This is a genomic window from Fictibacillus macauensis ZFHKF-1 (assembly GCF_000269865.1).
Lineage (GTDB): Bacteria > Bacillota > Bacilli > Bacillales > Fictibacillaceae > Fictibacillus_C > Fictibacillus_C macauensis.
On sequence record NZ_AKKV01000026.1, the window covers coordinates 58,560 to 83,212 of the forward strand.

Below are 24,653 nucleotides of genomic sequence, written 5' to 3' on the forward strand. Positions count from 1 at the left end.
TCACCTCGTTAATTCAAAATGATAGGAAAGAGCAGCGAGCACATACGTACTGGCTGTTTCGGTTCGCAAAATACGTGGGCCTAAGCCACATAAAAGAAAGCCGGCTTCTTGTAGCTGACTTGCCTCTTCACTGCTCAAGCCGCCTTCAGGACCGATGACACAAAGCATTTCTTGCGCTGCGTCCATCGTTGTTAACAACTGAGCAAGCTGTTGTTTTTCCCCCGCTTTTGCTTCCTCTTCATATGCTACCATTTTGTATTTAAATTGTTTCGCTTTTGCTAGTAATTGCTTAAAAGAAATCGGCGGTTCAATCGTCGGTATCACTTGTCGATGCGATTGTTCCGCTGCTTCTTTTGCAATTTTCTCTAGTCGTTCCACTTTCTTTTTTCCTTTTTTCTCATCCCATTTAACGATACACCGTGAAGAGGAGAACGGTAAAAAAGCATGGGCACCAAGCTCGGTCCCTTTTTGAACGATTGTTTCTAACTTATCGCCTTTCGGTAACCCTTGGGCAATAGTCACTTGAATCGGTAGTTCCTTCTCTTCGGTTAGCCATTGAACAACCGTTGCAGAAACTTCTTCTTTCGCTAATGACACAATCTTACAACGAGCTGTTCGCCCGTTGCCATCACAGCAAAGAATTTCATCTCCTTCTGCCATCCGCATGACGCGCGTAATGTGGTTGGCATCATCACCTAAGAGGAGGACGTTCTCTAAAGACATTTGCTGCTCTGAAACAAAATAGCGTTGCATCCCGCTTATCCTTCTTTCGTGTCAGCGCTGTTTTTCGCAATGATCGCTACCCAATCTTCCATTTCAAGCGTTTCGACAATCTCAAAGCCCGCTTGAAGCAAAGATTGCTTCACGTCATTTTTCTTTCCTTGAATAATGCCTGACGTTATAAAGTAACCATCCTTCTTAAGCACCCTTGCGGCATCTGGAACAAATAACAAAATAATTTCAGCAAGCAAGTTCCCGACAATAACATCAACAGGTCCTTCAATGCCTTCTAAAAGATTATTTTGCCCTACTGTGACCGTAGACGCCACTTTATTAAGCTTCACATTCAAGCGCGCGCTCGTTACAGCTACTTCATCTAAGTCAAATGCTTCTACGTTCGCTGCTCCTAATTGTGCCGCAGCGATGCTTAATACACCAGAACCTGTACCTACATCAATGACATGATCGCCTTGGGTAATATACTTCTCAATCGCTTGTAAACACATAACGGTCGTAGGATGTGTGCCTGTTCCAAAAGCCATGCCAGGATCAAGCTCAATAATGACTTCATCGGAGCTAACCGGTTCATAGTCTTCCCACGTTGGCGTGATCGTAATTTTCTCAGAAATCTTCACAGGCTTATAATACTTTTTCCAAGCCGTTGCCCATTCTTCCTCATTCACTTCACTGATTGATACACGATTGTGTCCAAGATCAATATCATAAGTTATTAAGTTATTAATGCCGACTTTAATTTCTTCAACCGTTTCACCGAGAAAGCTTGTAACAGGTAGATAGGCTTTAACAATAACGCCTTCTTCCGGATAATCGTTAGGATCGAGTTGATAGATCTCCCCATATACCGAAGTCCGTTCTTTTACTAAATCTTCAGGATCCTCAATCACAACACCACTTGCACCTGCTTCGTGAAGAATGTTTGAGATTGGTTCTACTGCTTCCTGGGTAGTATGAATGCTAATTTCTGACCATTTCATATTCTATCAACTCCATTCCTAAACTCTGTTACTCGCCCTTAAAGGCTTTTTTTACTTTATCAAAAAAGGACTCTTGCTGTTCTTCAGGTACGCCGCCACTTTCTTCGGCAAATTCACGTAACAATTGTTTTTGCTTATCAGAAAGATTGGTTGGTGTAAAGACCTTCACTTGAATGTGTTGATCTCCTTGCCCACGACCGCGCACGTTTTGAACCCCTTTGCCACGCAAACGGAAATTCGTGCCCGTTTGTGTACCAGCTGGGATTTTTAATTTAATACGACCATGTAGCGTTGGGACTTCGATTTCATCGCCAAGCGTCGCTTGCGCAAACGTAATCGGCATTTCACAATAAATGTCATCGCCATCACGTTCAAAAAACTCATGCGGCAACACTTGGAATACGACGTACAAGTCACCAGCAGGACCGCCATTGACACCTGGTTCACCATGACCTGATAAGCGGATTTGCTGCCCGTTATCAACGCCTGCTGGAATTTTCACTTTAATTTTCTTCGTTGTTGTTACTTTGCCTTTGCCGTGACACGTTTTACATTTATCTTTAATGATTTTACCTGTGCCACTGCAATAGTTACATACGCGTTTGTTCACAATTCTTCCAAATGGCGTATTTTGTTCAACATTCATTTGACCGGAGCCGTTACAGTGCGAGCATGTTTCTGGCTTCGTACCAGGTTTTGCTCCAGAACCGTTACACGTATCACACGATTCTTCTTTTGGTATTTCAATTTCTGTTTCTTTTCCAAACACTGCTTCCTCAAATTTCAGGTGCATATTATATTGCAAATCCGAGCCCTGACGAGGTGCATTTGGATTTCTTCTACCGCCACCGCTGCCGCCAAAGAACATATCAAATATGTCGCCAAATCCGCCGAAATCAGCACCAGCTCCCCCAAAACCCCCAAATCCTTGGTTAGGATCGGTATGACCGAACTGGTCGTACTGCGCCTTTTTCTGTGGATCTTTTAGCGTGTCATAGGCTTCACGAACTTCTTTGAACTTATCCGCAGCATCCGCTTCTTTATTCACATCTGGATGATATTGCTTTGTTAATTTACGGTAGGCTTTCTTAATCTCGTCATTGGATGCATTTTTGTCCAACCCGAGCACTTCATAGTAATCACGTTTACTCATAGAATTCCACTCCCGAATCTTCACATAAAAATTATCTTACCACTGTTTCTTTTCATATTACAAGATGAAACTGTAAATTGTTAGCGCGAGCAAACAGAAAAAAAGTCAAAGCCAAGATGATCGCCTGACTTTGACTTTTGTTTCTTACTTCTTTATTTCTTTTTTTCATCATCGTTCATTTCTTCATATTCAGCGTCAACGACTGTGTCGTCCGCTTTCTTTTCGCCTGCTTCACCTTGAGCTGCTTGTTGCGCTTGTGCCGCTTGCTCATAAAGCTTCACAGAAAGTTGTTGAACGATTTCATTCAATGCGTCTTTTGCTGTTTTGATCGCTTCAAGATCTTCACCTTCAAGCGCTTTTTTCAGCTCTTCTTTTGCATCGTTTGCTTTTTTCGTTTCAGCTTCGTCTACTTTACCTTCAAGGTCTTTCAACGTTTTGTCTGTTGCAAAAATAAGTTGGTCGCCTTCGTTGCGAAGATCGATTTCTTCACGTTTCTTCTTATCAGCTTCCGCATTTTCTTCTGCGTCTTTTACCATTTTTTCAATTTCTTCATCAGAAAGACCTGAAGAAGACTTGATTGTAATCGATTGTTCTTTGTTCGTACCAAGATCTTTTGCACGTACATTTACAATTCCGTTCGCATCAATATCGAAGGATACTTCGACTTGTGGTACACCACGTGGTGCTGGAGGAATATCTGTTAATTGGAAACGACCCAACGTTTTGTTGTGTGCCGCCATTTCACGCTCACCTTGAAGCACGTGAATATCTACAGATGGCTGGTTATCAGCTGCTGTGGAGAATACTTGTGACTTCGTCGTAGGAATTGCCGTGTTACGGTCAATTAGCTTCGTAAATACGCCACCAAGTGTTTCAATACCAAGTGATAGTGGTGTTACGTCAACTAATACAACGTCTTTTACATCTCCTGTAATAACGCCACCTTGGATGGCAGCCCCAAGTGCTACAACTTCATCTGGGTTCACGCCTTTAAATGGCTCTTTACCAGTGAATTTCTTAATCGCATCTTGAACAGCAGGAATACGTGTCGATCCACCAACAAGGATTACTTTATCGATGTCGTTAGGTGAGAAACCAGCATCGTTTAATGCTTGACGAGTAGGGCCCATTGTACGTTCAACGAGATCAGAAGAAAGCTCTTCAAATTTCGCACGGCTAAGAGATAATTCTAAATGTTTTGGACCTGTTGCATCAGCTGTGATAAATGGCAAAGAAATTTGTGTTTGTGTAACACCTGAAAGTTCTTTTTTCGCTTTTTCAGCTGCATCTTTTAAACGTTGAAGCGCCATTTTATCTTGCGCAAGATCGATGCCGTTTTCTTGTTTAAATTGTTGTACAAGGTAATCGATGATCACTTGGTCAAAGTCATCTCCACCAAGTTCATTGTCACCAGATGTTGCTAGTACATCAAAGTTTCCATCGCCAATTTCCAAGATGGATACGTCAAACGTACCACCACCAAGGTCAAATACGAGGATTTTTTGATCTGTATCTTCTTCAAGACCGTACGCTAGTGCTGCAGCTGTTGGTTCGTTGATAATACGTTCAACGGTTAGACCCGCGATTTGTCCAGCATCTTTTGTTGCTTGACGTTGTGCGTCGTTAAAATAAGCAGGAACTGTAATAACCGCACGCTCTACTTTTTCACCAAGGTAGCTTTCTGCATCATTTTTTAATTTTTGAAGAATAATCGCAGAAATTTCTTGAGGTGTATATCCTTTTCCTTCAACTTCTACTTTATGTTGTGTTCCCATATGACGCTTAATTGAAATGATTGTGTTTGGATTCGTAACCGCTTGACGCTTTGCTACTTCCCCTACAGAACGATCGCCGTCTTTAAATGCTACAACGGATGGTGTTGTACGGCTTCCTTCTGGATTTGGAATTACTGTTGCTTCTCCGCCTTCCATGACAGCGACACAAGAGTTTGTTGTACCTAAGTCAATACCAATAATTTTACTCATTGTAAAATTCCCTCCATCTATTTATGTAATATTAAAGCCTTTAATATTACGTTATTGATTCACTTTTACCATTGCAGGACGTAACACCCTGTCATTTAATTGATACCCTTTTTGCAAGGTTTCAACGATTACGTTTGAATCGTATCCTTCTTCTTGGACTTGCATGACTGCTTGGTGCTTGTTTGGATCAAACAATTGTCCATCAGTTGCTATTTCTTCAAGTCCTTCACCTTTTACAGCATCCATGAGTTGACGGTACACCATTTCAACTCCTTGCAATACGGATTGCGCTTGTGCATCTTCTACTTGAACGTCTAGCGCTCGTTCAAAGTTATCAAGTGCAGGTAACAATTGCGTTAATAACGTTTGTGATTTGTATTTTAGTTGAGCGGCATTTTCTTCACGTGTACGACGTTTGAAATTTTCGAAATCCGCTTGCACACGAAGTAAACGATTTTCAGTTTCGCTCACTTGTTGTTGTAACGCTAGGACTTCTGCATTCTCTTCGTGCTCGTGTTCGGCATGCGCGTCTTCTACTTCCACTTCTGGATGCATTTCTTCTGCTAACTCAACATCTACGGTTTCTTTTTGTTTGTCTTCCATGTTGTCACCTCCCTAAAATGATAGCGGCCACTCTTAATATCGTTCATTAAACAATTGCGTTAATTGTTTAGACAATGTATCAAGCAAGCCGATTACTCGTTTATACTCCATTCTCGTTGGACCGATTAAGGAAATCGTTCCAATATGCTTATCATGAAAAGAGTACGATGCCTTTATTAGACTACAATCTTTAATGGCTGGAATGCCATTTTCATGCCCAATCGTCACGGATACCCCGTCGCGATCGGATGTTAATAGTCGTTCGACAATCGCCTTTTCTTCCAATGCATCGAGCAGAATTCTTACTTTTTCTACATCTTTAAATTCTGGTTGATAGAGCATTTTTGTTTTGCCGCCAAAAAACACTTTATCTTTTCTTCCCCATGTAAAGAGGTCAGCTAAAAACAACGTTGCTTGTTGATGATCCATTAAATGTTTCTGAAACACAAGCGCCAGCTCTTCATCCATTTTGCGATGAAGCTCTGCTAAAGGAACGCCGCTTAGCTTTTCATTTAAAATGTTGACGAGCGTTTCAATTTCTTTGGGTTGGATGCTTTCTGGAAGCATCACATGACGATTTTCCACATGACCTGTACTCGTTACGAATATCGCGACTGCTTGCTGGCCACCGAGCGGAATCAACTGAAGATGCTTTAACGTTGTTTCCAATGCTTCAGGTCCTAAAATAATCGACGTATAATTCGTTAGCTCTGAGAGGATTCTTGCTGATTGATCAAAAATGCGTTCCGTCTCTTCTAGCTTTTCATGAAACAGGTTTTGGATACTAAATAGTTCGGTTGTTGAAAGAGCCGCAGGGCTCAGCAAATGATCCACGTAGAAACGATATCCTTTTTCAGAAGGAATGCGCCCTGAAGACGTGTGGGTTTTCTCCAGAAATCCTAGATCCTCTAAATCGGCTAATTCATTTCGAATTGTTGCAGAACTAAAGTTCATGTCTTCACGCTTCGATAATGTTCGTGATCCGATTGGCTCCACATGCTGGATGTAATCATCAATCAGCACTTGAAGGATAAATAGCTGTCTCTCTGATAACATCCTTTCACCTCCGAGTTGTTAGCACTCCGAAACGCTGAGTGCTAAATCTACTATTAAATTACCAAAACCGACGGAAGATTGTCAACGATTAAACTGTCGTTACGCCAATGAATTCTTGAAAAACTTCATTTCCAAGAAAAACCCCTTGTTTTGTTAAGGCAATACGCGTCCCTTCTTTTTGCAATAAACCACGTTTAATAAGCGCCTCAATTTGTGTGCCAAACACGGTAAAAAACGAGCGACCATACCGTTTTATAAAGCGGGAGTCATCAACGCCTTCGCGTTTCCGCAAGCCCATAAACATTTCTTCTTCCATCTTCTCTTGGAGACTGAGCGTGTGCGAAGCAGTATAGGGAACACCCGCTTGATCAATAGCTTGAAAATATTTCTTGAGAGGTCCTGCATTTTCATGACGCACACCGTGAATATAACCATGAGCACCGGCACCTATTCCGTAATATTCATTATTGTTCCAGTATTGGAGATTATGCTTACTTTCATAACCCTTTTTAGCAAAATTCGAGATTTCGTATTGTGTATACCCGTGCTTCTCCATCTCTTCCATCAGCACTTCATACATACGTGCTTCTTCTTCATGCTCCGGAAGAAGCAACTCACCTTTCGCCGCTCGGTTATAAAAAACAGTCTTTCGTTCGAGCTGAAGCGAGTACGCCGAAAAATGAGGAACATCTAAAGAAAAGGCCTTTTCTAACGTTTCTTTTAAATGATCCACAGTTTGTCTCGGCAAGCCAAACATAATATCAAGTGAAATATTTGTTAAGCCAACACGCCTTGCGTCCTCCACTGTTCGAAACACATCCTCTTCAGTATGAGAGCGTCCTAATTCCTTTAAGAGAGACGCTTGAAAGGCTTGCACACCCATACTTAAGCGATTTACACCGTGCGCTTTCATAAGCTCTAATTTTTCAAGTGACGTTTGTTCTGGGTTTGCTTCTACACTATACTCTTGCAGTTGAGCAAAGGAGAAGTGCGACGACACCATCGTAAAAAACGTCTCCAATTGTTGAAGAGATAAGGCTGTCGGTGTGCCACCACCAACAAAAATGGTTTCCATTCCTTCTGTCGGTGCCGCTGCTAACGTATGCTGTAGCTCTTTTTCCATATAGGTTAAATACTCTTGAACGGGTTGTCCTTTAAGAAACACTTTATTAAAGTCACAATAGTGACAGATGTTTACACAAAAAGGAATGTGAAAATATGCTGCTTTCGGCAAAAAAAACACCTCTTTTTTTTCCTAGAAATGAGAGGAAAGACCGCAGCAATTTGCGGTCTTTCTCTCTTGGTTATCGTAGCCTATTCGTTATCCATGCGCAAAACAGCCATAAAGGCTTCTTGCGGGACATCGACGCGGCCAATGGTTTTCATTCGTTTCTTACCTTCTTTTTGCTTGTCTAATAGCTTACGCTTACGAGAAATGTCACCACCGTAACATTTTGCAAGAACGTTTTTACGAAGCGCTTTAATGTTCGAGCGCGCAATGATTTTTTGCCCAATCGATGCTTGAATTGGCACTTCAAACTGCTGACGAGGAATTAATTCTTTAAGCTTTTCCACGACGGCTTTACCGCGCTCATACGCAAAGTCTTTATGAACAATAACAGAGAGAGCATCAATTTTTTCAGCATTCAGAAGAATATCCATCTTCACAAGCTTCGATGCTTTATAGCCAATCAATTCATAATCAAGTGACGCATAGCCTTTCGTACTTGATTTTAATTGATCAAAGAAATCATACACGATTTCCGAAAGTGGAATCTCATATACCACGTTTACACGGTTATTTTCTAAGTAATCCATCGTTTGGAAGATGCCGCGTTTCTTCTGACAAATCTCCATAATCGTTCCAACAAAATCGTTCGGCGTCATAATGGTCGCTTTTACGTATGGCTCTTCCACGCGTTGAATGGATTGCGCATCTGGCATATTTGCCGGGTTATCAACGATTAGATCGGTACCGTCTGTTAACAAGACGTTGTAGATTACGCTCGGTGCCGTCGCAATTAAGTCAATGTTAAATTCACGCTCAATACGCTCTTGGATAATCTCCATGTGCAGAAGCCCTAAGAAACCACAACGATAGCCAAATCCAAGTGCTTGCGACGTTTCCGGCTCATATTGCAACGCTGAGTCATTTAATACAAGACGTTCTAACGCTTCACGAAGATCGTTGTATTTGGCATTATCAACAGGATACAAACCGCAATAAACCATTGGGTTCATTTTTCGATAACCTGGTAATGGCTCAGTTGCTGCATTCGTAACGCTCGTAATGGTATCCCCCACTTGCGTATCGCCAACGTTTTTAATAGCCGCTGTTAAAAAGCCAACATCGCCAACGGTTAAGAAATCTTTCGTAACTGCTTTTGGTGTGAAGACACCTAGTTCAACTACTTCAAACTCTTTCTGTGTGGCCATCATACGAATTTTATCGCCGACTTTCACGGTTCCTTCTGTCACTCGAATGTAAGTAACCACGCCACGATATGGATCGTACAATGAATCGAAAATAAGTGCTTGTAACGGGCCATCTGGATCACCTGAAGGCGCCGGCACTTTCTCAACGACTTGTTCTAAAATGTCTTCAATTCCAATTCCAGCTTTTGCTGAAGCAAGAACGGCTTCTGATGCATCTAAGCCAATAATATCTTCTACTTCTTTTCGTACGCGCTCTGGCTCTGCACTTGGCAAGTCAATTTTATTAATGACCGGCAGAATTTCCAGATCATTCTCTAACGCTAAATAAACGTTCGCCAACGTCTGCGCTTCAATTCCTTGCGCAGCATCTACAATTAGCAACGCACCTTCACAGGCAGCAAGACTGCGCGAAACTTCATACGTAAAGTCGACATGTCCTGGTGTGTCAATCAAGTGAAAGGTGTATATTTCGCCATCTTTCGCTTTATAGTTCAATTGCACGGCGTTAAGCTTAATCGTAATACCACGCTCACGCTCTAGATCCATAGAATCTAATAGCTGTTCTTTCATTTCACGTTGAGTTAACGCACTTGTCTTTTCTAAAATGCGGTCCGCTAGTGTTGACTTCCCATGATCGATATGAGCGATAATAGAAAAGTTACGGATCCGTGACTGCCTAGCTAATTTTTCTTCTCGATTCATTCAGTTCACTCCTGTATATGCGCAAAGTACACTAGTTTAGATTATAGCAATAGACGGACCGTTGTTCAATCACCAAAGGAAAAGACAGGGAACAATCGCGGGCGAGTGGGGCAAAAAAGAAGCGCCTCGCTCTCTATCAATGGGCGAGGCACTGTTTCCTTCAAGAGAAATCTCTTATGAAAGCGAGCCAAAAATGCGCGAAAAGATGGCGGAGAAAATGGACACGATGATCTTAAAAGACGTCGAAACGAAGGAAGAAATCGTGGCTCCAAGCGAGGAAAAAAAATTGCTCCCTCCCGTTTCGTTCACTTCTTTTTGGCGATCACTAAGCGATTGCGGTGACTTTTTTGCTGAAGAGAACGTTGTTGCGCTTTCGTTTTTTTCCTTTTTTACAACAGACGAGGGCGGTGTTGCTTCTTCTTTCCCTTGTTGCATACCAATGATCATGCCGAAAAAAAGGAGAGACGCAAGAAACAGTAATTTCACAACTAGCTTGGTCACACTTTTCACCTCAAATTGTGCTTAATGGGTATAAAGCGAACTATTCTCTTGATCCACTTGACGATGAAGCGCCGTATTTAAACCTCCAGCGAGCACGTTCGCCATATCTTCAATAAACGTATCCACCTCTTTAGGCGTCACCATTAAATTGTGGCCGATCGGAGATAACACTTCACGAATTAGCATTCTCTTCTCATCTTCTTCTAACGTACCGACCATCCCAAGAAAAGATCGACGTTCTTCTTCCGGAGGCAAATCATCGTCTTTTAATACTTTTTTCTCACCAAATGTCATCCATGATGGCACGAGTGACTTAGACGGCTGATCCTTTTCATTTATCTCTCTTCCAAAGTGTTTTAAAATATAATCAATTGTGTCACTCGTAATGGTAACGGCATCGACCACTGTTGGAATGCCAATCGCAATAACAGGGATACCGAGCGTTTCTTTGCTTAATTCTTTTCGCTTATTGCCCACTCCACTTCCTGGATGAATGCCGCTATCGGAAATTTGAATGGTCGTATTCAAGCGTTCTAACGAGCGGGACGCTAACGCATCGATCGCAATGACAAAGTCTGGTTTTACTTTTTTTATTACCCCATCAATAATGTCGCTCGTTTCGATTCCCGTTAGCCCCATTACGCCTGGAGCAATCGCACATACCGGTCGAAACCCTTCTTGGACATTTTCAGGTGACAAATCAAATAAATGTTTCGTAATTAATAAATTTTCCACAACGTCTGGTCCAAGTGCATCTGGCGTTACATTCCAATTGCCAAGACCGACAATAAGGCACGTATCCTCTTCTTTAATGCCAAGCTCAACAAGAAAATCCCGAAAGTCTTTAGCAAACACTGCCTGCACTTGCTGCTGCAGCTCTGAATCTTTCTCACGAATGCCTTGTACTTCAAAGGTTAAATACGTACCAACCTTTTTTCCGGTTGCTTCTGCTCCTTGCTCATCTATTTCCACGCGGGTAAACTTGATTCCTTCATGATTGCGTTCCTTAATTGTGATTCCTGGAACTCGATTTTCTGCATCTTTTGCTTGATCCTCATTTAGTAGCATTTCGTGGGCTTCGATCGCTAAATCCGTTCGCACGGTATAGCATGAAAGATCCAACTCTTTTCGTTCCATTTTTTTGCACCTGCCTGTCGCTTTATTACTGACTATTTTTACCTTCGAAAAGCCTTTTCATTCTTGTATTGCAATTAAGGGTACAAACTGTTAAAATACTTGGTGTCCTACTTTTTTGCAGCATCGACTGCAATATTAGGGAGGTGAATGGATTGGCTAATATTAAATCTGCAATTAAACGTGTAAAAACAAACGATAAGCACCGCGTTCATAACGCTTCTTTGAAGTCTGCTATGCGTACTGCAATCAAAACTTTTGAATCAAAAGTTGCGAGCAAAGATGCACAAGGAGCACAAGAAGCTTTTGTTACTGCTACGAAGAAAGTTGACAAAGCAGCAACGAAAGGACTTATCCATAAAAATGCAGCGTCCCGTCAAAAGTCTCGTCTTGCAAAAGCGTTAAACGGACTTAACGCGTAATTCGGGGAAGATGGTGAGAAACGACCTATATAGGTCGTTTTTTTAATGAAAAAAGATCCTGAAATAACGATTTCAGGATCTTTTTTTCATGCTGCCATCTTTAACATAAACAATTCAATTATTAACCGTTTTTCCATTTTGCCTGTTTTCATCGCATAATCTGCCTCTGCAATGCCATCTAACAAGTGTAACAGTTCCTCTTCAGCAAACATTCGCGCCTGCTTACTCGCTAATTTCACTACATACGGATGCAGTTTTAAACTAGTGGCCATCTGCTTTTCGCCATAGCCTTTTTTGCTAAGCTCTTTCACGCTAAAAATGATGCGAAATTGACGCGCCATCAAAGATAAGAGTTTAATGGGCTCTTCATTTTGCTTCATTAAGTCATAAAAAATACGCAGTGCTTCATCTATTTTTTTATGAACAATGCGATCAATTAAATCAAACACATTATCTTCTAGCGTTCTCGGTACGAGACTTTCAACAATTGAGACGGTAATCATGCCACTTTTGCCTACGTATAAAGAAAGCTTTTCCATTTCCTGCTCTAGGGAGTGTAGTTCGTTACCAGTTCTCGCCGTTAAATAATGCGCCGCTTCTTGGTCAATCTGCACACCAAGCTCAAGCGCTCTATTTTTTACCCATTCTGTTGCCGAATCCGCATTCAGCGGTTGGGCCATTACGAGCTCTCCTCGCTTTTTTACCGCTTTTACAAGCTTCTTACGTTCATCTAGCTTCTCAGCTGGAACAATGAAAACGAAGAGCGTAAAAGGCGGTGGATCAGCTACGTATGTTTCAAGAGTAGACAAGTCATGTTCAACTTTACTTTTCTCTTTTGCACCGGTTAAAAATAACGCATTTTTTACAACAACCACTTTCCGTTCACCCATAAAAGGGACGGTTTCAGCATCTCCGACGATCGATTGAATGGGCGTTTCTAAATAATCGTACGCACTATAGTTAAAATCACGGTCTTCTGGTGCTATAGCTTGGTCTACGATCGCTTGTAACGCTTCATCAATCACATACGTTTCCGTTCCGTATAAAACATAAAACGGTTGAAACTGTTGGCTTTTTAAATGTTTCTTTAATGGTGTTATTGACAAGCCGTTCACCTCATACTTTTATTCTTCTCTTATCGTATGATGAACAGCCCATTTTTTCAATAGTGAGCACTTGAAAAGAGGAAGCAGCAAAGACTGCTTCCTCATTTATGATAAACGCCATCCGTTAAGACCCTAGGATTCCCAATAGATAGCGAGTACACCGTACGCTGTGTTCTATCGTTAGAATATCCTATGCGACGTATTCTTATTGGTGACAAATCATTACAAATTTGTGTGGCGAAATCCCCTTTCCAACGACTGGCCAACTTGAAACAAATATGGATTTTTTTATCAGTATGACTTATACTGAAAGCATACACTACATGAAAAAAGCTATTTTTTCGCATAAGAAGGGAGGCACTGTTGCCTCAGCATTTAGTCATAAAGGACAAGGCAACGGGTGAAATCATGAATCAGTTTGAAGAAGATGTACAGAGCAAACGAAATGATTTAATCGATTCAGGCATGGGCTTTATTTACTCCTTTGGGTTTTTTACATTAATTTTTGTGATCGGCATTGTCATCAAATTAATCGCCGGCTAAACCTTCAAAAGAAAAGAATTCGTTTCGATGCAGCTGTCTCCTTCGAACGGGTTCTTTTTTTATTATTTCACGCTACTCGTTCGCCAGCGCAACACTTCCCCTTTTTCAAGCATACACTCAATATCGCCTACTTCATCGGTTCGTAATATCGTTATTCCTTGGTTGTTTAAGCGGTCTAGCACGTCAGCATTCGGATGACGATATAAATTGCGACGACCGACCGAGATCACAGCAAAAGCCGGTGAAACAGCTTTTATATACGGCTCGGTTGAAGACGTATGACTGCCATGATGACCAACTTTCAACACCTCTGCCCTAATGGGTTGACCGCTAGCAACGACTTGTTCCTCTCCTTCTCGTTCCATATCACCTGAAAATAAAAAGGAATGTCCCTCAAGCTCTGCTCGCAATACGATTGAACGGGCATTATACGACGCCTCTTCCCCTTTTGGAGACAGCACAGAAAACATTCCTTCACCTGCCCGCCAACTCATCCCTCTTCTTACCACTTTCACCGCAACGTGACGCTCTAGCGCCGTCTGCAGCACCTCTTTTTCTTCTTGCTTTTGCAATGCTCCTACTGGGTATATCACTTCTTCTACAGGAAATTTCGTTAGGATCGTTTGTGCGCTCCCGATATGGTCATGATGTCCGTGCGTTAAAATTAACTTCGTAAGCTTATGAATGCCACGTGCCTTGAGCGCTGGCAAAATAACGCGTTTCGCGAGATCATATGTTTTCTTTCGCTTGCGCCACGCTTCTCGTTGAAAGCTAACAACGCCTCCTGTATCAATTAAATACACCGCAGAATGACGTGGCATCTCTACTAAAATACTATCGCCTTGACCAACATTTAAAAAAGTAACCTTTCCTCGGCTATCAAACATTGGCAAATGATAATGAAGAAGTACTAAAAGTAGTAAAAGGACCCAACCGTAGCTGACTTTTTTTCCTAATCCATCTCGTTCCCACATTACAAGGATAAAAAAAATAACAGCATAATAAAGCCCAATAAACCAGACTCCAACCTCACCGAACACCCAACTGCGCGTATGCTGCGCTAAATAGAGTAAAAGCTGATTAGAGTAGGAAAGGACGGTGTTGCTACACAGCACAAAAAACGCCCCAAGCATCGGCACAAGAAGTAAAAAAAGCAAAGATACGGTAACGAGAGGAAAAACAAGCAGTGAAATAAACGGAATAAACACGAGATTAAGAGGCAAAGACCAAAGAGACAGTTCGTGAAAGGTATAAAGAATGATTGGAAAGGAAATAAGCTGACAGAGGATAGATGAAAAAGCTAATTGCGCCAAATAGGAAGTATAACGCCCCATAATCCAACGCGAAGAAAGTATTAACGTATACACATTAAAAAAGGAGAGTTGAAACCCTAGCTCAAAGGCGTAATATGGGTTAAGAACGAGCATCGCGAGCCCTACTGCCGTGATCGCAAACAAAGGAGGCAGCTTGCCCTTTAAGGCGCCAATAGCAAACACAATCATCCCCATACAGCCTGCTCGCACAATCGAAGACTCTCCACCGGTTACTAAAATGTACGGAGGCAATAGTGCTACCATCCACCACGAGGCGGTTTCCCGGGTCACACCGAAACGAATACTACTATAAAACAACAAGCCACATACAATCGCGACATTAAATCCTGATACCGCTAGTAAATGAGAAAGCCCTAACCGTTGATACGCCTCGATTACATCTTCTGAAATCCCCTCCTCCTCTCCAAACAATAGGGCCGAAATAACACCTGAGACAGAACGAGCAAAGTGGCGTTCCACAAAAGCAATTGCCTTTTGGCGTGCATTCGTGATCGTTGAAATTAGTTGAAAAGATTGCGACTGACAGTGAGCATTCGACATACGCTCAGGACGAAACATCCAATGAATGGACTGACGATGTAAATAGTTTTCATAATCAAGGCCTTCAAAATTCCGCTTTCCTTCAGGCGCAACGAGTGTACCTTCTAGCACACAACGCAATCCTTGACGAAGATTGAGCTGTAGCGCTTGTTTTTCTTGAAGAGAAGCTAGTGTATATTGCAGCACAACCGTCTCTGTTGCTGTTTTAAAAGAAAAGGAAAGGCCATCGCCATCAAAACGGGGCAAGGAAGCAACCTCGCCTTGTAGCGTTCTATGTCCTTCTTCTAATGAACTTTTATTATAGTGCTCTGTGACAAGAAATAGAGTATAGAAGGTGAAAAAAAACAGAAGGGAATAAAGTAGGTTTCGTCGTAGAGGGAATGTACGAAGAAAATGGAGCAATAGGAAGGGAGCAACCATCCACCATTTGTGCTCTGATGCTGCCCATATTCCCCCTAATGCACTTATGAAATACCAAACGCTTGTCGCGCTCATCGTTGGTAGGCGTTTGACGGATAAAGCTGTTCAATTTTATCTTGCAAGGATGCAATCGTCGCTGAGTCTGCGCCTACCTCAGCCGCATGAAGTAATTGGTGCATTAACTCTTTTTGCTCTTCATGTAGTGGGTTTAAGTGTTGATTGTGAAATGGCACATGTTTTACCGTTAAGCCAGCTTCCCGAAATTGTTCAATTGCATACGGATGATTTTTATAATCATTGGCATAGTATAGCGTTTTAATGCCACTTTGGATGATTGTTCGACAGCAGTGCAAGCACGGAAAATGTGTCACATACATTTCAGCACCTTCCACTGGCACACCAAATTTTGCACATTGTAGGATGGCATTCATTTCTGCATGAATCGTCCGTACACAATGACCGTCAATAACATAACAACCTTCATCGATACAATGGACACCACCCGAAATAGAGCCATTATAGCCCCCGGCAATGATTCGTTTATCTCTTACAATCGTTGCCCCGACTTCTAGTCGTGTACACGTGCTCCGCATAGCTAGCAAGTGGCTTTGCGCCATAAAATAATGATCCCAAGAAATTCGTTCCATAATGATCTCCTTTTCTTTCGTTTCTTTTTAGTGTAGGGATGTCCTTGTCTCTCGTCAACCATCACTTAGTCTAACGAAATTTGCTCCTTCATCTTCGCTAGCGATTTTTCCCCAATGCCCGAGACGTCCATCCGCTCTTCTATTTTTTGAAACCGTCCTTTTTCTTGTCGATAGGCGAGAATTGCCTTTGCGCGCGCCGGCCCTACGCCATTTAACTTCTGAAGCTCTTCTTCATTAGCCGAATTAATATGAACCATCACCCCAGCGCCTCCTCCATCACTCGCACTCGTAGTGGAGGGAGATCCAGCTGAAGCGACGCCCGGGACGTCTTTTTCTCCTTTAGCCGGAATATAGAGAAGCAATTCATCCCTCAGTAACATGGATAGGTTAACATTTCGTTGCTGCGCTTGTTTCGTAAAGCCTCCCGCCATCCTAATCGCGTCAAAAACGCGTTGTCCATTTTTTAATTCATACACCCCAGGATGGCGAACAGCTCCCTTTACATCCACTTTTACAAAACTTTTTTCTGTTCCGACCTCTGGTGGTTTGGTGCGTGTTTCTGCTTTTCCAGCTTGCAACGTTGGCGGTAATTTTTGTTGCGTTTCCTCATGATTTTCTTGCCTCCAAAAAAACAAAGCGATACAGCCAACAACAAGCAGAATTGGTCCAAAAATCTTTCCTTTTCTGATCCACTCTTCTTTGTTCAAATGAGTAAACCCCTTTCTTTTCAACCTTTACATAATCTTCATCGTTACAACATATACATGAGCCGTAATGCATTGGAGGGAGGAATTGTTCGTGAAAATAGGTTTTATTGGAACAGGAAACATGGGGAGTATTCTCGTATCTTCATTCATTGAGGCCAAAGCGATAGAGGCTTCCAGTGTGATGGTGACGAATCGTACCATCGCAAAAGCAAATGCACTGCAGGAGCGTTATTCAGCGCTTCAAGTGGCACCGAGCGCACAAGAGGTTATTGCGTTTGCCAACATAATCTTTATGTGTGTAAAGCCTCATCAGTTTATGGATATTTTACCGTCTCATCAACAATGGTTTACGAAAGAAAAGTTACTCGTTTCGATTACGAGTCCACTGCAGTGCGAAGAGCTTGAAAAGGTGGTCCCTTGCAGTGTTGCACGTGCCATACCAAGCATTACAAACCGCGCCTTAGCCGGTGCCTCGCTACTAACCTTTGGCACCCGATGTACAGCAAAACAGAAGGAGCAATTACAAACCTTATTTGACAGCATTTCGACCCCCCTTCTTATTAATAATGACATTACGCGCGTTTCATCAGACATAGCGAGTTGCGGGCCTGCTTTCATCGGATACGTGTTGCAATGCATGATTAATAGCGCCGTCGCGCAAACGAAGATTTCAAACGAACAAGCAACCGAGCTTACGAGTCAAATGATTATCGGGATGGGAAAATTGTTAGAAAAAAAGATTTTCACTTTGCCAACGCTCGTTGAAAAAGTATGTGTAAAAGGTGGGATTACGGGAGAAGGAATTAAAATTTTACAAGAGGACGTGGAGCACGTTTTTGATAAAGTCATTCAACGAACACATGAAAAATATGATGATGAGCGCGCTAAAATTGCGCAACAATTCCAAGCGCATCACTCTTCTTAAATTAAAGATTCGATCAAATTTTCTAAAATCCTTCTATGTTTTTAGGTGTTTTTTCCTACATCCTCTGTTCTCATCGTTTCAATAAATGGTATTATATAACCAATTACTTACGAAAAAACATGGAGGATTTTGCACATGACTACCGGTTCGTATTTGTATATTATTTGTGCCATCATCATTGTTGTTCTCCTTGCCGCGCTCGTCATCCGATGGGTGCGTACCACACGAAAACAACAGCAACGTCTCATGGATATAGAAAAGCAGTTAGCGATTCTCATCGATGAACGCACAACCACAGAAAAATAAAAAAGCCGAACATCATCACCACATTTTAAAGCGGTGAGATGTTCGGCATCACTTATTTACTACATACGAAAAAAAGACGTTCACTTTCCTCACCAATCGGCTCTCCATGCGGACCACCTAGTTGCTTCCTTACCGTAAATCCAGCTTGTTCTAATAGCTGTACGTACGTTTCGGGCGCAAGACTACGTTGCTTATGTAGTTCATCAAATCGGCGATACAACCCATTGTCTTCTTCAACAAAAAAGCTTAGTTCATGTTCAATGCTATGCGGTAATTCCCCTGCAAAACATTGCCAAATAAAAGGTACATGTTCATCGAGGCTTCCAAACGTTTGCTGTAAAAAAACGTGCTCCATTTTATAAAGCGAATGCACATCGAATAACAGCATGCCGCCTTCTTTCAAATGGCGATGTATACCTACAAAGGTACGCAATACCGCTTCTTCTTCTAGAATGTAATTTAATGAATCACAAAAAATAACGGCAGCATCAAACGTTGGTAAGCCTTCTAATTTCGTCATATCTTGTTGAAGAAAGTGTAGTGACACCTTTTGGCGCATCGCTTTCTCTTGCGCAATCACAAGCATATCTTCTGATAAATCCACACCTGTAACGTGATAGCCTTTTTGTGCCAAACGCAATGACATCGCCCCAGTGCCACAACCAAGATCTAACACAGATGAAATCTCATGATCTTTCGTTTCTTTTTCAAAAAAAGACAACCATTCATCGTACGGAACATCTTCCATGAGCTCATCATATACGTAGGCAAACTGTTCGTAACTCATCGTTTTCCTTACGTAAGCATGTCACCAATCTCTTCAGTTGGCGCATCTCCCCATAGTTTTTCAAGATTATAATACACACGCTCATCACGATGGAATACATGCACAACGATATCCCCAAGATCCGCTAATACCCAACGCGCTTGATCAAAGCCTTCTAAACGGTGAATGTCAACGTTGTTTTCAAGAGCTACATCTTTAATTTCTTTCGCAATCGCTTGAACTTGCTTTTCGGAATTACCATGACACATTACAAAATAATCGGCAATCGGTGAAATTCCTTGCATGTTTAATACGACGATGTTTTCTGCGCGCTTATCGTCAGCTGCTTTGACGACTAACTCTAAAAATTGTTGTTCTTTCAAAATAAAACTCCTCCAATAATTATCTATTTTTCCTTTTTCGCTGCAAATGATTATACGTTTCGATCGTAGCAGGGAAAATAAGCTGCTGCTGTTTCATAAGAAACGTTACTGTGTTTCGTAAAGCGGCAATACAAGCGACCTCTAAGTCCTCTTGCGCAAGAGCTCTTACCTCATCTACGCCGGGAAAGTTACGACCAGGTTCAATATAATCTGCTAAAAAAATGATTTGATCGAGCAGTGGCATGTCGACTGCACCCGTTGTATGATTGGTAATGGCACTTAAGATTTCTTGATTCGTAATGCCTACTTCATGTTCTACGAGATACGCCCCAACTGGCGCATGAAGCAACTCTGTACCGTAATGAAGCAGCGTCTCATCCATTTTTTGTTGGATGACGATGCGGCGCATTTCCTCTTTTGGACGAAATTTCGCATAATCGTGAAAAATGGCGGCAATTTCTGCTTTTTTACGATCTGCACCATAACGTTCTGCCAAAGCAATCGCCGTTTCCATCACACCAAGCGTATGAACATAGCGATGCTCTGTTAACTGTTCTTTAACGATTTCGAGGGCTTTCTTCCGTTCCATAAAGTCCCTTCACCTCTATTACACGTCGCACTCCATCTGGCAAAATGTACTTTGTATTTTTTCCTTCTTCTAGCCGTTGTCGGATAAATGTAGAGGATACATTAAACGATGGGACATACAGTTCCTCTACCGAAAAAGGATAGTGATTTTCTTTCAATGGATAATCTTCGCGATTAATCGCAATAAACGTTACTAACTTACCTAACGCTTCGATCTCATGCCACTGTTCTAAAGAATTCGCCATATCCCCACCGATAATAAAGAAAAATTCATGCGTTGGATAGCGCGTACAAAGTGTCCGCATCGTATCTATAGTATATGACGGACCCTCTCGTTCAAACTCAAGAAGCGAGAGGGAAAATTTATCATTATGACGGATTGCTTCTTGAACTAAGGCAATACGATCTTCATCACTTACGTTCCCCGCCAATTGCTTGTGCGGAGGCTGACTCGCTGGCATCCACCACACTTCATCAAGTGCAAAGGCCGCTAATGCTTCTTGAGCAATGAGCAAATGACCATGATGCGGGGGATTAAAGGATCCACCAAACACGCCAATTTTCGCCATAATCGTTACGGCAACTTAATCTCTTTATTTTCTTTTGATTCTTTATACAGTACAATCACACTGCCAATTACTTGAACGACCTGAGCTTTTGCTCCAGTAGCAAGCGCACGCGCGACATCGTCTTTATTTTCATCACAGTTTTGAAGAATGCTGACTTTAATAAGCTCACGCACTTCCAATGCTTCTGCAATTTGCGTTACCATATTTTCATTTACGCCACCTTTACCTACTTGAAAAATAGGTTGTAGACCGTTCGCCATAGATCGTAAAAATCGTTTTTGTTTACCTGATAACATAATTTCCTCCTACACTTTTCACTACAATTTGTTCCATTAATGAAACATTCGGTTCTTTGCCTGTCCATTTCGTAAAAGCTAACGCACCTTGAAAAACGAGCATTGCGACACCATTATCGATGATGGCTCCTTTTTCTTTGGCAAGCGTCAACCATTTCGTCTGAAACGGATTATAAATAATATCAATGACATACGTACCTTCGTTAAGATGTGTTAACGAAAGCGGTAATGGATCATCTTCGTTCATCCCCATTGAGGTTGTGTTGATCACAATCCCAAAGGAAGCTAGTTGTTCCTCCGCTTGTTGCAAGGAAAGGACAACGTCACTCTCTCGCAAACAATCGTTTGCGATCTGTGTTGCTTTTGCTTCTGTCCGATTAGCAATTGCGACTACTTTCGGATTTTTGTTCGCCAGCGCATAACAGATGGCCCGTGAGGCACCACCTGCTCCAATCACTAAGATGGTATCTTGCGAGGAGATCCTACGGTTCATAAGCCGTTCTACTCCTTTTACAAAGCCGGCACCATCTGTATTATAGCCAACGAGTACCCCGTTTTCATTCACAATCGTATTTACTGCCCCAATGCGGCGCGCTTCTTCACTAATCTCATCTAAAAAGGGCATCACGGCCGTTTTATGAGGAATCGTAACATTACACCCTTTATAGTGAAACGTTTTTAACGCTTCTACCGCTTGCTGAAGTTGCTCGGGAGGAACGTTAAATTTTTCGTATTCAAAAGATAACCCTTGCTCGTTGAACGCCGCATTTTGCATTTGTGGCGAAACAGAGTGATGCACAGGGTATCCAAGTAATCCGGTTAATTGCGCCATAACTTCCCCTCCTATATGAGCGAAGGTCTTAATGTAACGGCTACCCCTTCAGGCGCGTATGCAGCTACCTTTGCTCCCGCTTCTTTTACCGAAATCCAACCTAAACCAGAAAAGACAATGTCCGTATCTTTTTCTTTAATCATAAATTCATATCGTTTCAGTGGTGGTAGCTTCTCACGATCTTGTGGTGGCGTTAATAGCTCTCCTAAATGCTTTTCATAGAGATCATCCGCACGTTCAAGCTTCGTACGATGGATGTTTAAGTCATTAGAAATGTGACACACAAATGAACGGCGCCCACCTTTTATATAATCAAAACGAGCTAATCCGCCTAAGAATAAGGATTGTTCCTCATTCAGCTGATAGACAAGTGGTTTAATCTCTTTTTTTGGCATAATGATTTTCAGCTCATCTTTACTAACAAAATGCGCCATTTGATGATGATTAATAATACCTGGTGTGTCAAATAAAGCTGTTTCTTCATCCAAAGGAATGTCAATTAAGTTTAACGTCGTTCCCGGGAAATAAGAGGTTGTAATGATGTCTTGTTGCTCCGTACCAAGCTGTTTAATCAATCCATTAATAAAGGTTGACTTCCCAACATTTGTACAGCCGACTACATACACGTCTTTCCCTTCACGAAGTTCATCAATTTGCTCTGCCACTTCTTGCAAGCCTGTCCCTTTTGCAGATGACACTAAATGAACTTCTTCTGCTTTGACGCCATATTCCTTTGCCATCGTTGCCATCCATTGCTTTAAGCGGTTTTTATTCACTGATTTAGGCAATAAATCGACCTTATTACCGACGAGCATCAGTTTGTTTTTGCCAATATAGCGATGGATGCCCGGTAACCATGATCCGTTGAAATCAAAAATGTCTACGATTTTAACGACGAGTGATTGTGTATCACCAATACTTGATAAAATTTTACGATAATCGTCGTCCGTTAAATTCACATCTTGGATTTCATTGTAATGCTTTAAACGAAAACATCGTTGGCAAATGACCGCTTCTTTTTTCAAACTAGAAGGTGGAGCATATCCTAACCCTTCTTTGTCTTCCGTTTGAATCGGTACACCACAGCCGATGCATTTAATTTGTTCACTCAACCTTTATTCTCCTCCCAATGCAGCAATCCTTTACGTTTCAAGCGGCCTAAAATCACGCGCTCGATTTTGCGATTGACGCGTGTCCATAACCCATCCGTACTGGCAACCGGCACGACCATAATCGTATGTAAGCCCATACGATTGCCTCCAAAAACATCGGTTAACAGCTGGTCGCCAATGACAACCACCTCGTCTTTTGCCAGCTTCATATCAGACAGTGCCCGCTTAAAGGCACGTGTCATCGGCTTGCGCGCACTATAAATAAAAGGAATTTTTACAGGAGTAGAAAAGCTGCTTACACGCTTTTCAGTGTTGTTAGAAACAATCGTAATAATAATTCCTTGTTCTTGAAAAGACTGAAACCATTCCATTAATTCTGGCGTCGCCCCTGGCGAGTCCCAGGCTACCAGTGTATTATCTAAGTCGGTAATGATTCCTTTCACATTGCGTTCTTTCAACATTTCGGGAGTGATTTGAAAAATACTCTCGACGTGTTGGTCCGGCAAAAATTTTTTTAACATCCAGGACACCTCTATGTTATTCATTCAAGTTACACTTTTACATTGTACCAGTAATTCCGCGCTGAACAACTCTTTTATCAGAATCCATGAAGAGAAGATGAGAATCAGCAGAAAAGTTTTCGACAAAATTCCTTATCTATAGAAATGTGGATAACTTTATTCACACTATCCACCGCGTAATTCCTTGTTTTTCGCAAGTTGTATACAGACTACCCACAAGATATCCACTACCACCTGTGGATATCCGAACGATTGTTCTCTTTTCTAATTCATGATAAGCTGTATACAGAAATTGCTAATAACGTATAGTTTATGCAGATCAGCAGAAAAACATGACATACTCACCGGTACGATGCATCGTCAATGCATGATTTTAGGAGGTGACTATGCCACTCGTCTGGCATGAGAAGAATGGAAAATTTATCGGACGAACTGTTAATTGAATCCTACTACAAAGCAAAAGAGCTACAGCTTAGTACAGATTTTATCTTTTTAATTCAACGTGAAATTGAGCGACGCGCCTTACAAAATCGCCTACACTACACGTACTAATAACGACTGACTGCCGTCAATCACAGGCTTATTGAAGCTTATCGAGAAGCAACGTTCTCTTCTCGACAAGCTTTTTTTAAAGCGCACATTTGCGCTTTCTGCTCCCTTTTGTCGAAGCAGTTGCCGGAATCTCTCTTTCTTTTCCCTTCATTTCAAGCTATAATGGAGGTTATTACTCCTTTTTGGGATACAATCCATGAAGGTACAATACATAGAGAGCGTAAATGTAATTGGGGGTGATTTAATTGTTCATGCTTGAAAGTGTATCGTCCACTGTAAAAAAGGTAAAAAGCCAGGCAGCCAATATTTTAACATTGGTGAACTTATCCCTAGGTTCTCTCGCACTTCTTTTTATTTTTAAAGGTAGTTTAACAGCAGGGTTTGTTTTCATCGTGCTCGCTGCATTATTTGATCGTTTTGATGGAATGGTCGCAAGAAAACTACAAATCGAATCAGAATTCGGAAAGCAACTCGATTCTTTATGTGATTTAATTTCTTTTGGCATCGCGCCCGCTTTTCTATTATATCAAACAGCGCTATCAGACTTTGGAATTCCAGGAATGTTATTTACTATTATCTACATCGCTTGTGGAGCGATTCGACTCGCACGATTTAACATTACCGAGTTTACCGGCGCCTTCGTTGGTGTACCGATTACGGTAGCTGGTTGTATTCTCGCTGTCGGTTACTTATTAGTACCTGTCATTCCATCGTTTGTTTTTATGTTTATAACGATTTTACTATCCTTTTTAATGATTAGCACGCTTTCCATTCAAAAGCGCTAACACAAAAAACAGGC

At 41.7% G+C, this 24,653-nt stretch carries 28 protein-coding genes; 6 read left to right on the forward strand and 22 right to left on the reverse strand.

The window, feature by feature from the left end:
* From A374_RS10800 to gpr, 10 genes are all read right to left on the reverse strand, one after another.
* On the reverse strand, positions 1-753 hold the full coding sequence (locus A374_RS10800) for a 16S rRNA (uracil(1498)-N(3))-methyltransferase (RefSeq protein ID WP_007202243.1): 753 nt from the start codon (positions 751-753) through the stop codon (positions 1-3).
* Between the two features lie 5 nt (positions 754-758).
* Positions 759-1,715, reverse strand: coding sequence for a 50S ribosomal protein L11 methyltransferase (gene prmA, locus A374_RS10805; protein ID WP_007202244.1), 957 nt, complete (start codon positions 1,713-1,715; stop codon positions 759-761).
* Between the two features lie 28 nt (positions 1,716-1,743).
* Positions 1,744-2,868 carry a molecular chaperone DnaJ gene (gene dnaJ, locus A374_RS10810; RefSeq protein WP_007202245.1) on the reverse strand — a complete coding sequence of 375 codons (1,125 nt, stop codon included), beginning with the start codon at positions 2,866-2,868 and terminating at the stop codon, positions 1,744-1,746.
* A gap of 152 nt (positions 2,869-3,020) precedes the next feature.
* Positions 3,021-4,853 carry a molecular chaperone DnaK gene (gene dnaK, locus A374_RS10815; protein ID WP_007202246.1) on the reverse strand — a complete coding sequence of 611 codons (1,833 nt, stop codon included), beginning with the start codon at positions 4,851-4,853 and terminating at the stop codon, positions 3,021-3,023.
* A 51-nt stretch (positions 4,854-4,904) separates the two neighbouring features.
* Positions 4,905-5,456, reverse strand: a complete 552-nt coding sequence (gene grpE / locus A374_RS10820; protein ID WP_007202247.1) for a nucleotide exchange factor GrpE — start codon at positions 5,454-5,456, stop codon at positions 4,905-4,907.
* 33 nt (positions 5,457-5,489) lie between these two features.
* Positions 5,490-6,512 (reverse strand): heat-inducible transcriptional repressor HrcA, encoded by a 1,023-nt coding sequence (gene hrcA / locus A374_RS10825; RefSeq protein WP_007202248.1) that lies wholly within the window; start codon positions 6,510-6,512, stop codon positions 5,490-5,492.
* 88 nt (positions 6,513-6,600) lie between these two features.
* Positions 6,601-7,746 (reverse strand): radical SAM family heme chaperone HemW, encoded by a 1,146-nt coding sequence (hemW, locus tag A374_RS10830; protein WP_040340527.1) that lies wholly within the window; start codon positions 7,744-7,746, stop codon positions 6,601-6,603.
* An 80-nt stretch (positions 7,747-7,826) separates the two neighbouring features.
* On the reverse strand, positions 7,827-9,650 hold the full coding sequence (gene lepA, locus A374_RS10835) for a translation elongation factor 4 (RefSeq protein ID WP_007202250.1): 1,824 nt from the start codon (positions 9,648-9,650) through the stop codon (positions 7,827-7,829).
* Between the two features lie 174 nt (positions 9,651-9,824).
* Positions 9,825-10,151 (reverse strand): DUF3679 domain-containing protein, encoded by a 327-nt coding sequence (locus tag A374_RS10840; protein ID WP_007202251.1) that lies wholly within the window; start codon positions 10,149-10,151, stop codon positions 9,825-9,827.
* 21 nt (positions 10,152-10,172) lie between these two features.
* Positions 10,173-11,288: a GPR endopeptidase gene (gene gpr / locus A374_RS10845; RefSeq protein WP_007202252.1), complete on the reverse strand. Its 1,116-nt coding sequence runs from the start codon at positions 11,286-11,288 to the stop codon at positions 10,173-10,175.
* A gap of 152 nt (positions 11,289-11,440) precedes the next feature.
* Here gpr and rpsT point away from each other — a divergent pair, with 152 nt between their 5' ends.
* On the forward strand, positions 11,441-11,707 hold the full coding sequence (gene rpsT, locus A374_RS10850; protein WP_007202253.1) for a 30S ribosomal protein S20: 267 nt from the start codon (positions 11,441-11,443) through the stop codon (positions 11,705-11,707).
* Positions 11,708-11,793: 86 nt separating this feature from the next.
* Here rpsT and holA read toward each other — a convergent pair whose 3' ends face one another.
* A complete protein-coding gene (holA, locus tag A374_RS10855; RefSeq protein WP_007202254.1) occupies positions 11,794-12,813 on the reverse strand; it encodes a DNA polymerase III subunit delta in 1,020 nt (339 codons plus the stop codon).
* Between the two features lie 408 nt (positions 12,814-13,221).
* Between holA and A374_RS10860 the strand changes: the two genes are divergently transcribed.
* A complete protein-coding gene (locus A374_RS10860) occupies positions 13,222-13,356 on the forward strand; it encodes a YqzM family protein (protein WP_007202255.1) in 135 nt (44 codons plus the stop codon).
* 62 nt (positions 13,357-13,418) lie between these two features.
* Here the strand turns inward: A374_RS10860 and A374_RS10865 are convergent, their stop codons facing one another.
* From A374_RS10865 to A374_RS10875, 3 genes are all read right to left on the reverse strand, one after another.
* Positions 13,419-15,725 carry a DNA internalization-related competence protein ComEC/Rec2 gene (locus tag A374_RS10865; protein ID WP_083842017.1) on the reverse strand — a complete coding sequence of 769 codons (2,307 nt, stop codon included), beginning with the start codon at positions 15,723-15,725 and terminating at the stop codon, positions 13,419-13,421.
* Positions 15,722-16,297 carry a ComE operon protein 2 gene (locus tag A374_RS10870; RefSeq protein ID WP_007202257.1) on the reverse strand — a complete coding sequence of 192 codons (576 nt, stop codon included), beginning with the start codon at positions 16,295-16,297 and terminating at the stop codon, positions 15,722-15,724. Before A374_RS10870 ends, A374_RS10865 begins: the two co-directional genes overlap by 4 nt.
* A 65-nt stretch (positions 16,298-16,362) precedes the next feature.
* Positions 16,363-17,004 carry a helix-hairpin-helix domain-containing protein gene (locus tag A374_RS10875; protein ID WP_007202258.1) on the reverse strand — a complete coding sequence of 214 codons (642 nt, stop codon included), beginning with the start codon at positions 17,002-17,004 and terminating at the stop codon, positions 16,363-16,365.
* A 91-nt stretch (positions 17,005-17,095) separates the two neighbouring features.
* Here A374_RS10875 and comER point away from each other — a divergent pair, with 91 nt between their 5' ends.
* A complete protein-coding gene (comER, locus tag A374_RS10880) occupies positions 17,096-17,929 on the forward strand; it encodes a late competence protein ComER (RefSeq protein WP_007202259.1) in 834 nt (277 codons plus the stop codon).
* Between the two features lie 135 nt (positions 17,930-18,064).
* A complete protein-coding gene (locus A374_RS20625; RefSeq protein WP_156793205.1) occupies positions 18,065-18,235 on the forward strand; it encodes a hypothetical protein in 171 nt (56 codons plus the stop codon).
* A 52-nt stretch (positions 18,236-18,287) separates the two neighbouring features.
* Here the strand turns inward: A374_RS20625 and A374_RS10885 are convergent, their stop codons facing one another.
* The 8 genes from A374_RS10885 to A374_RS10920 are packed head-to-tail and all read right to left on the reverse strand — an operon-like array spanning position 18,288 to position 23,302.
* Positions 18,288-19,022 carry a class I SAM-dependent DNA methyltransferase gene (locus A374_RS10885; protein ID WP_007202260.1) on the reverse strand — a complete coding sequence of 245 codons (735 nt, stop codon included), beginning with the start codon at positions 19,020-19,022 and terminating at the stop codon, positions 18,288-18,290.
* Positions 19,023-19,030: 8 nt separating this feature from the next.
* Positions 19,031-19,384 (reverse strand): ribosome silencing factor, encoded by a 354-nt coding sequence (rsfS, locus tag A374_RS10890; RefSeq protein WP_007202261.1) that lies wholly within the window; start codon positions 19,382-19,384, stop codon positions 19,031-19,033.
* 19 nt (positions 19,385-19,403) lie between these two features.
* A complete protein-coding gene (yqeK, locus tag A374_RS10895) occupies positions 19,404-19,973 on the reverse strand; it encodes a bis(5'-nucleosyl)-tetraphosphatase (symmetrical) YqeK (protein ID WP_007202262.1) in 570 nt (189 codons plus the stop codon).
* Positions 19,942-20,541, reverse strand: a complete 600-nt coding sequence (locus A374_RS10900) for a nicotinate-nucleotide adenylyltransferase (RefSeq protein WP_007202263.1) — start codon at positions 20,539-20,541, stop codon at positions 19,942-19,944. Before A374_RS10900 ends, yqeK begins: the two co-directional genes overlap by 32 nt.
* Positions 20,542-20,546: 5 nt before the next feature.
* Positions 20,547-20,837, reverse strand: a complete 291-nt coding sequence (yhbY, locus tag A374_RS10905; protein WP_007202264.1) for a ribosome assembly RNA-binding protein YhbY — start codon at positions 20,835-20,837, stop codon at positions 20,547-20,549.
* Entirely contained in the window at positions 20,824-21,669 is an 846-nt protein-coding gene (aroE, locus tag A374_RS10910; RefSeq protein WP_007202265.1) for a shikimate dehydrogenase, read from the reverse strand. Before aroE ends, yhbY begins: the two co-directional genes overlap by 14 nt.
* 11 nt (positions 21,670-21,680) lie before the next feature.
* Positions 21,681-22,781, reverse strand: a complete 1,101-nt coding sequence (gene yqeH / locus A374_RS10915) for a ribosome biogenesis GTPase YqeH (protein WP_007202266.1) — start codon at positions 22,779-22,781, stop codon at positions 21,681-21,683.
* Complete coding sequence (locus A374_RS10920) at positions 22,778-23,302, reverse strand: YqeG family HAD IIIA-type phosphatase (protein WP_007202267.1); 525 nt, start codon at positions 23,300-23,302, stop codon at positions 22,778-22,780. Before A374_RS10920 ends, yqeH begins: the two co-directional genes overlap by 4 nt.
* Positions 23,303-23,713: 411 nt before the next feature.
* Here A374_RS10920 and A374_RS10925 point away from each other — a divergent pair, with 411 nt between their 5' ends.
* Complete coding sequence (locus A374_RS10925) at positions 23,714-23,854, forward strand: sporulation histidine kinase inhibitor Sda (RefSeq protein ID WP_007202268.1); 141 nt, start codon at positions 23,714-23,716, stop codon at positions 23,852-23,854.
* Between the two features lie 245 nt (positions 23,855-24,099).
* Positions 24,100-24,639, forward strand: coding sequence for a CDP-diacylglycerol--serine O-phosphatidyltransferase (gene pssA, locus A374_RS10930; protein WP_007202269.1), 540 nt, complete (start codon positions 24,100-24,102; stop codon positions 24,637-24,639).
* Positions 24,640-24,653 lie beyond the last annotated feature (14 nt).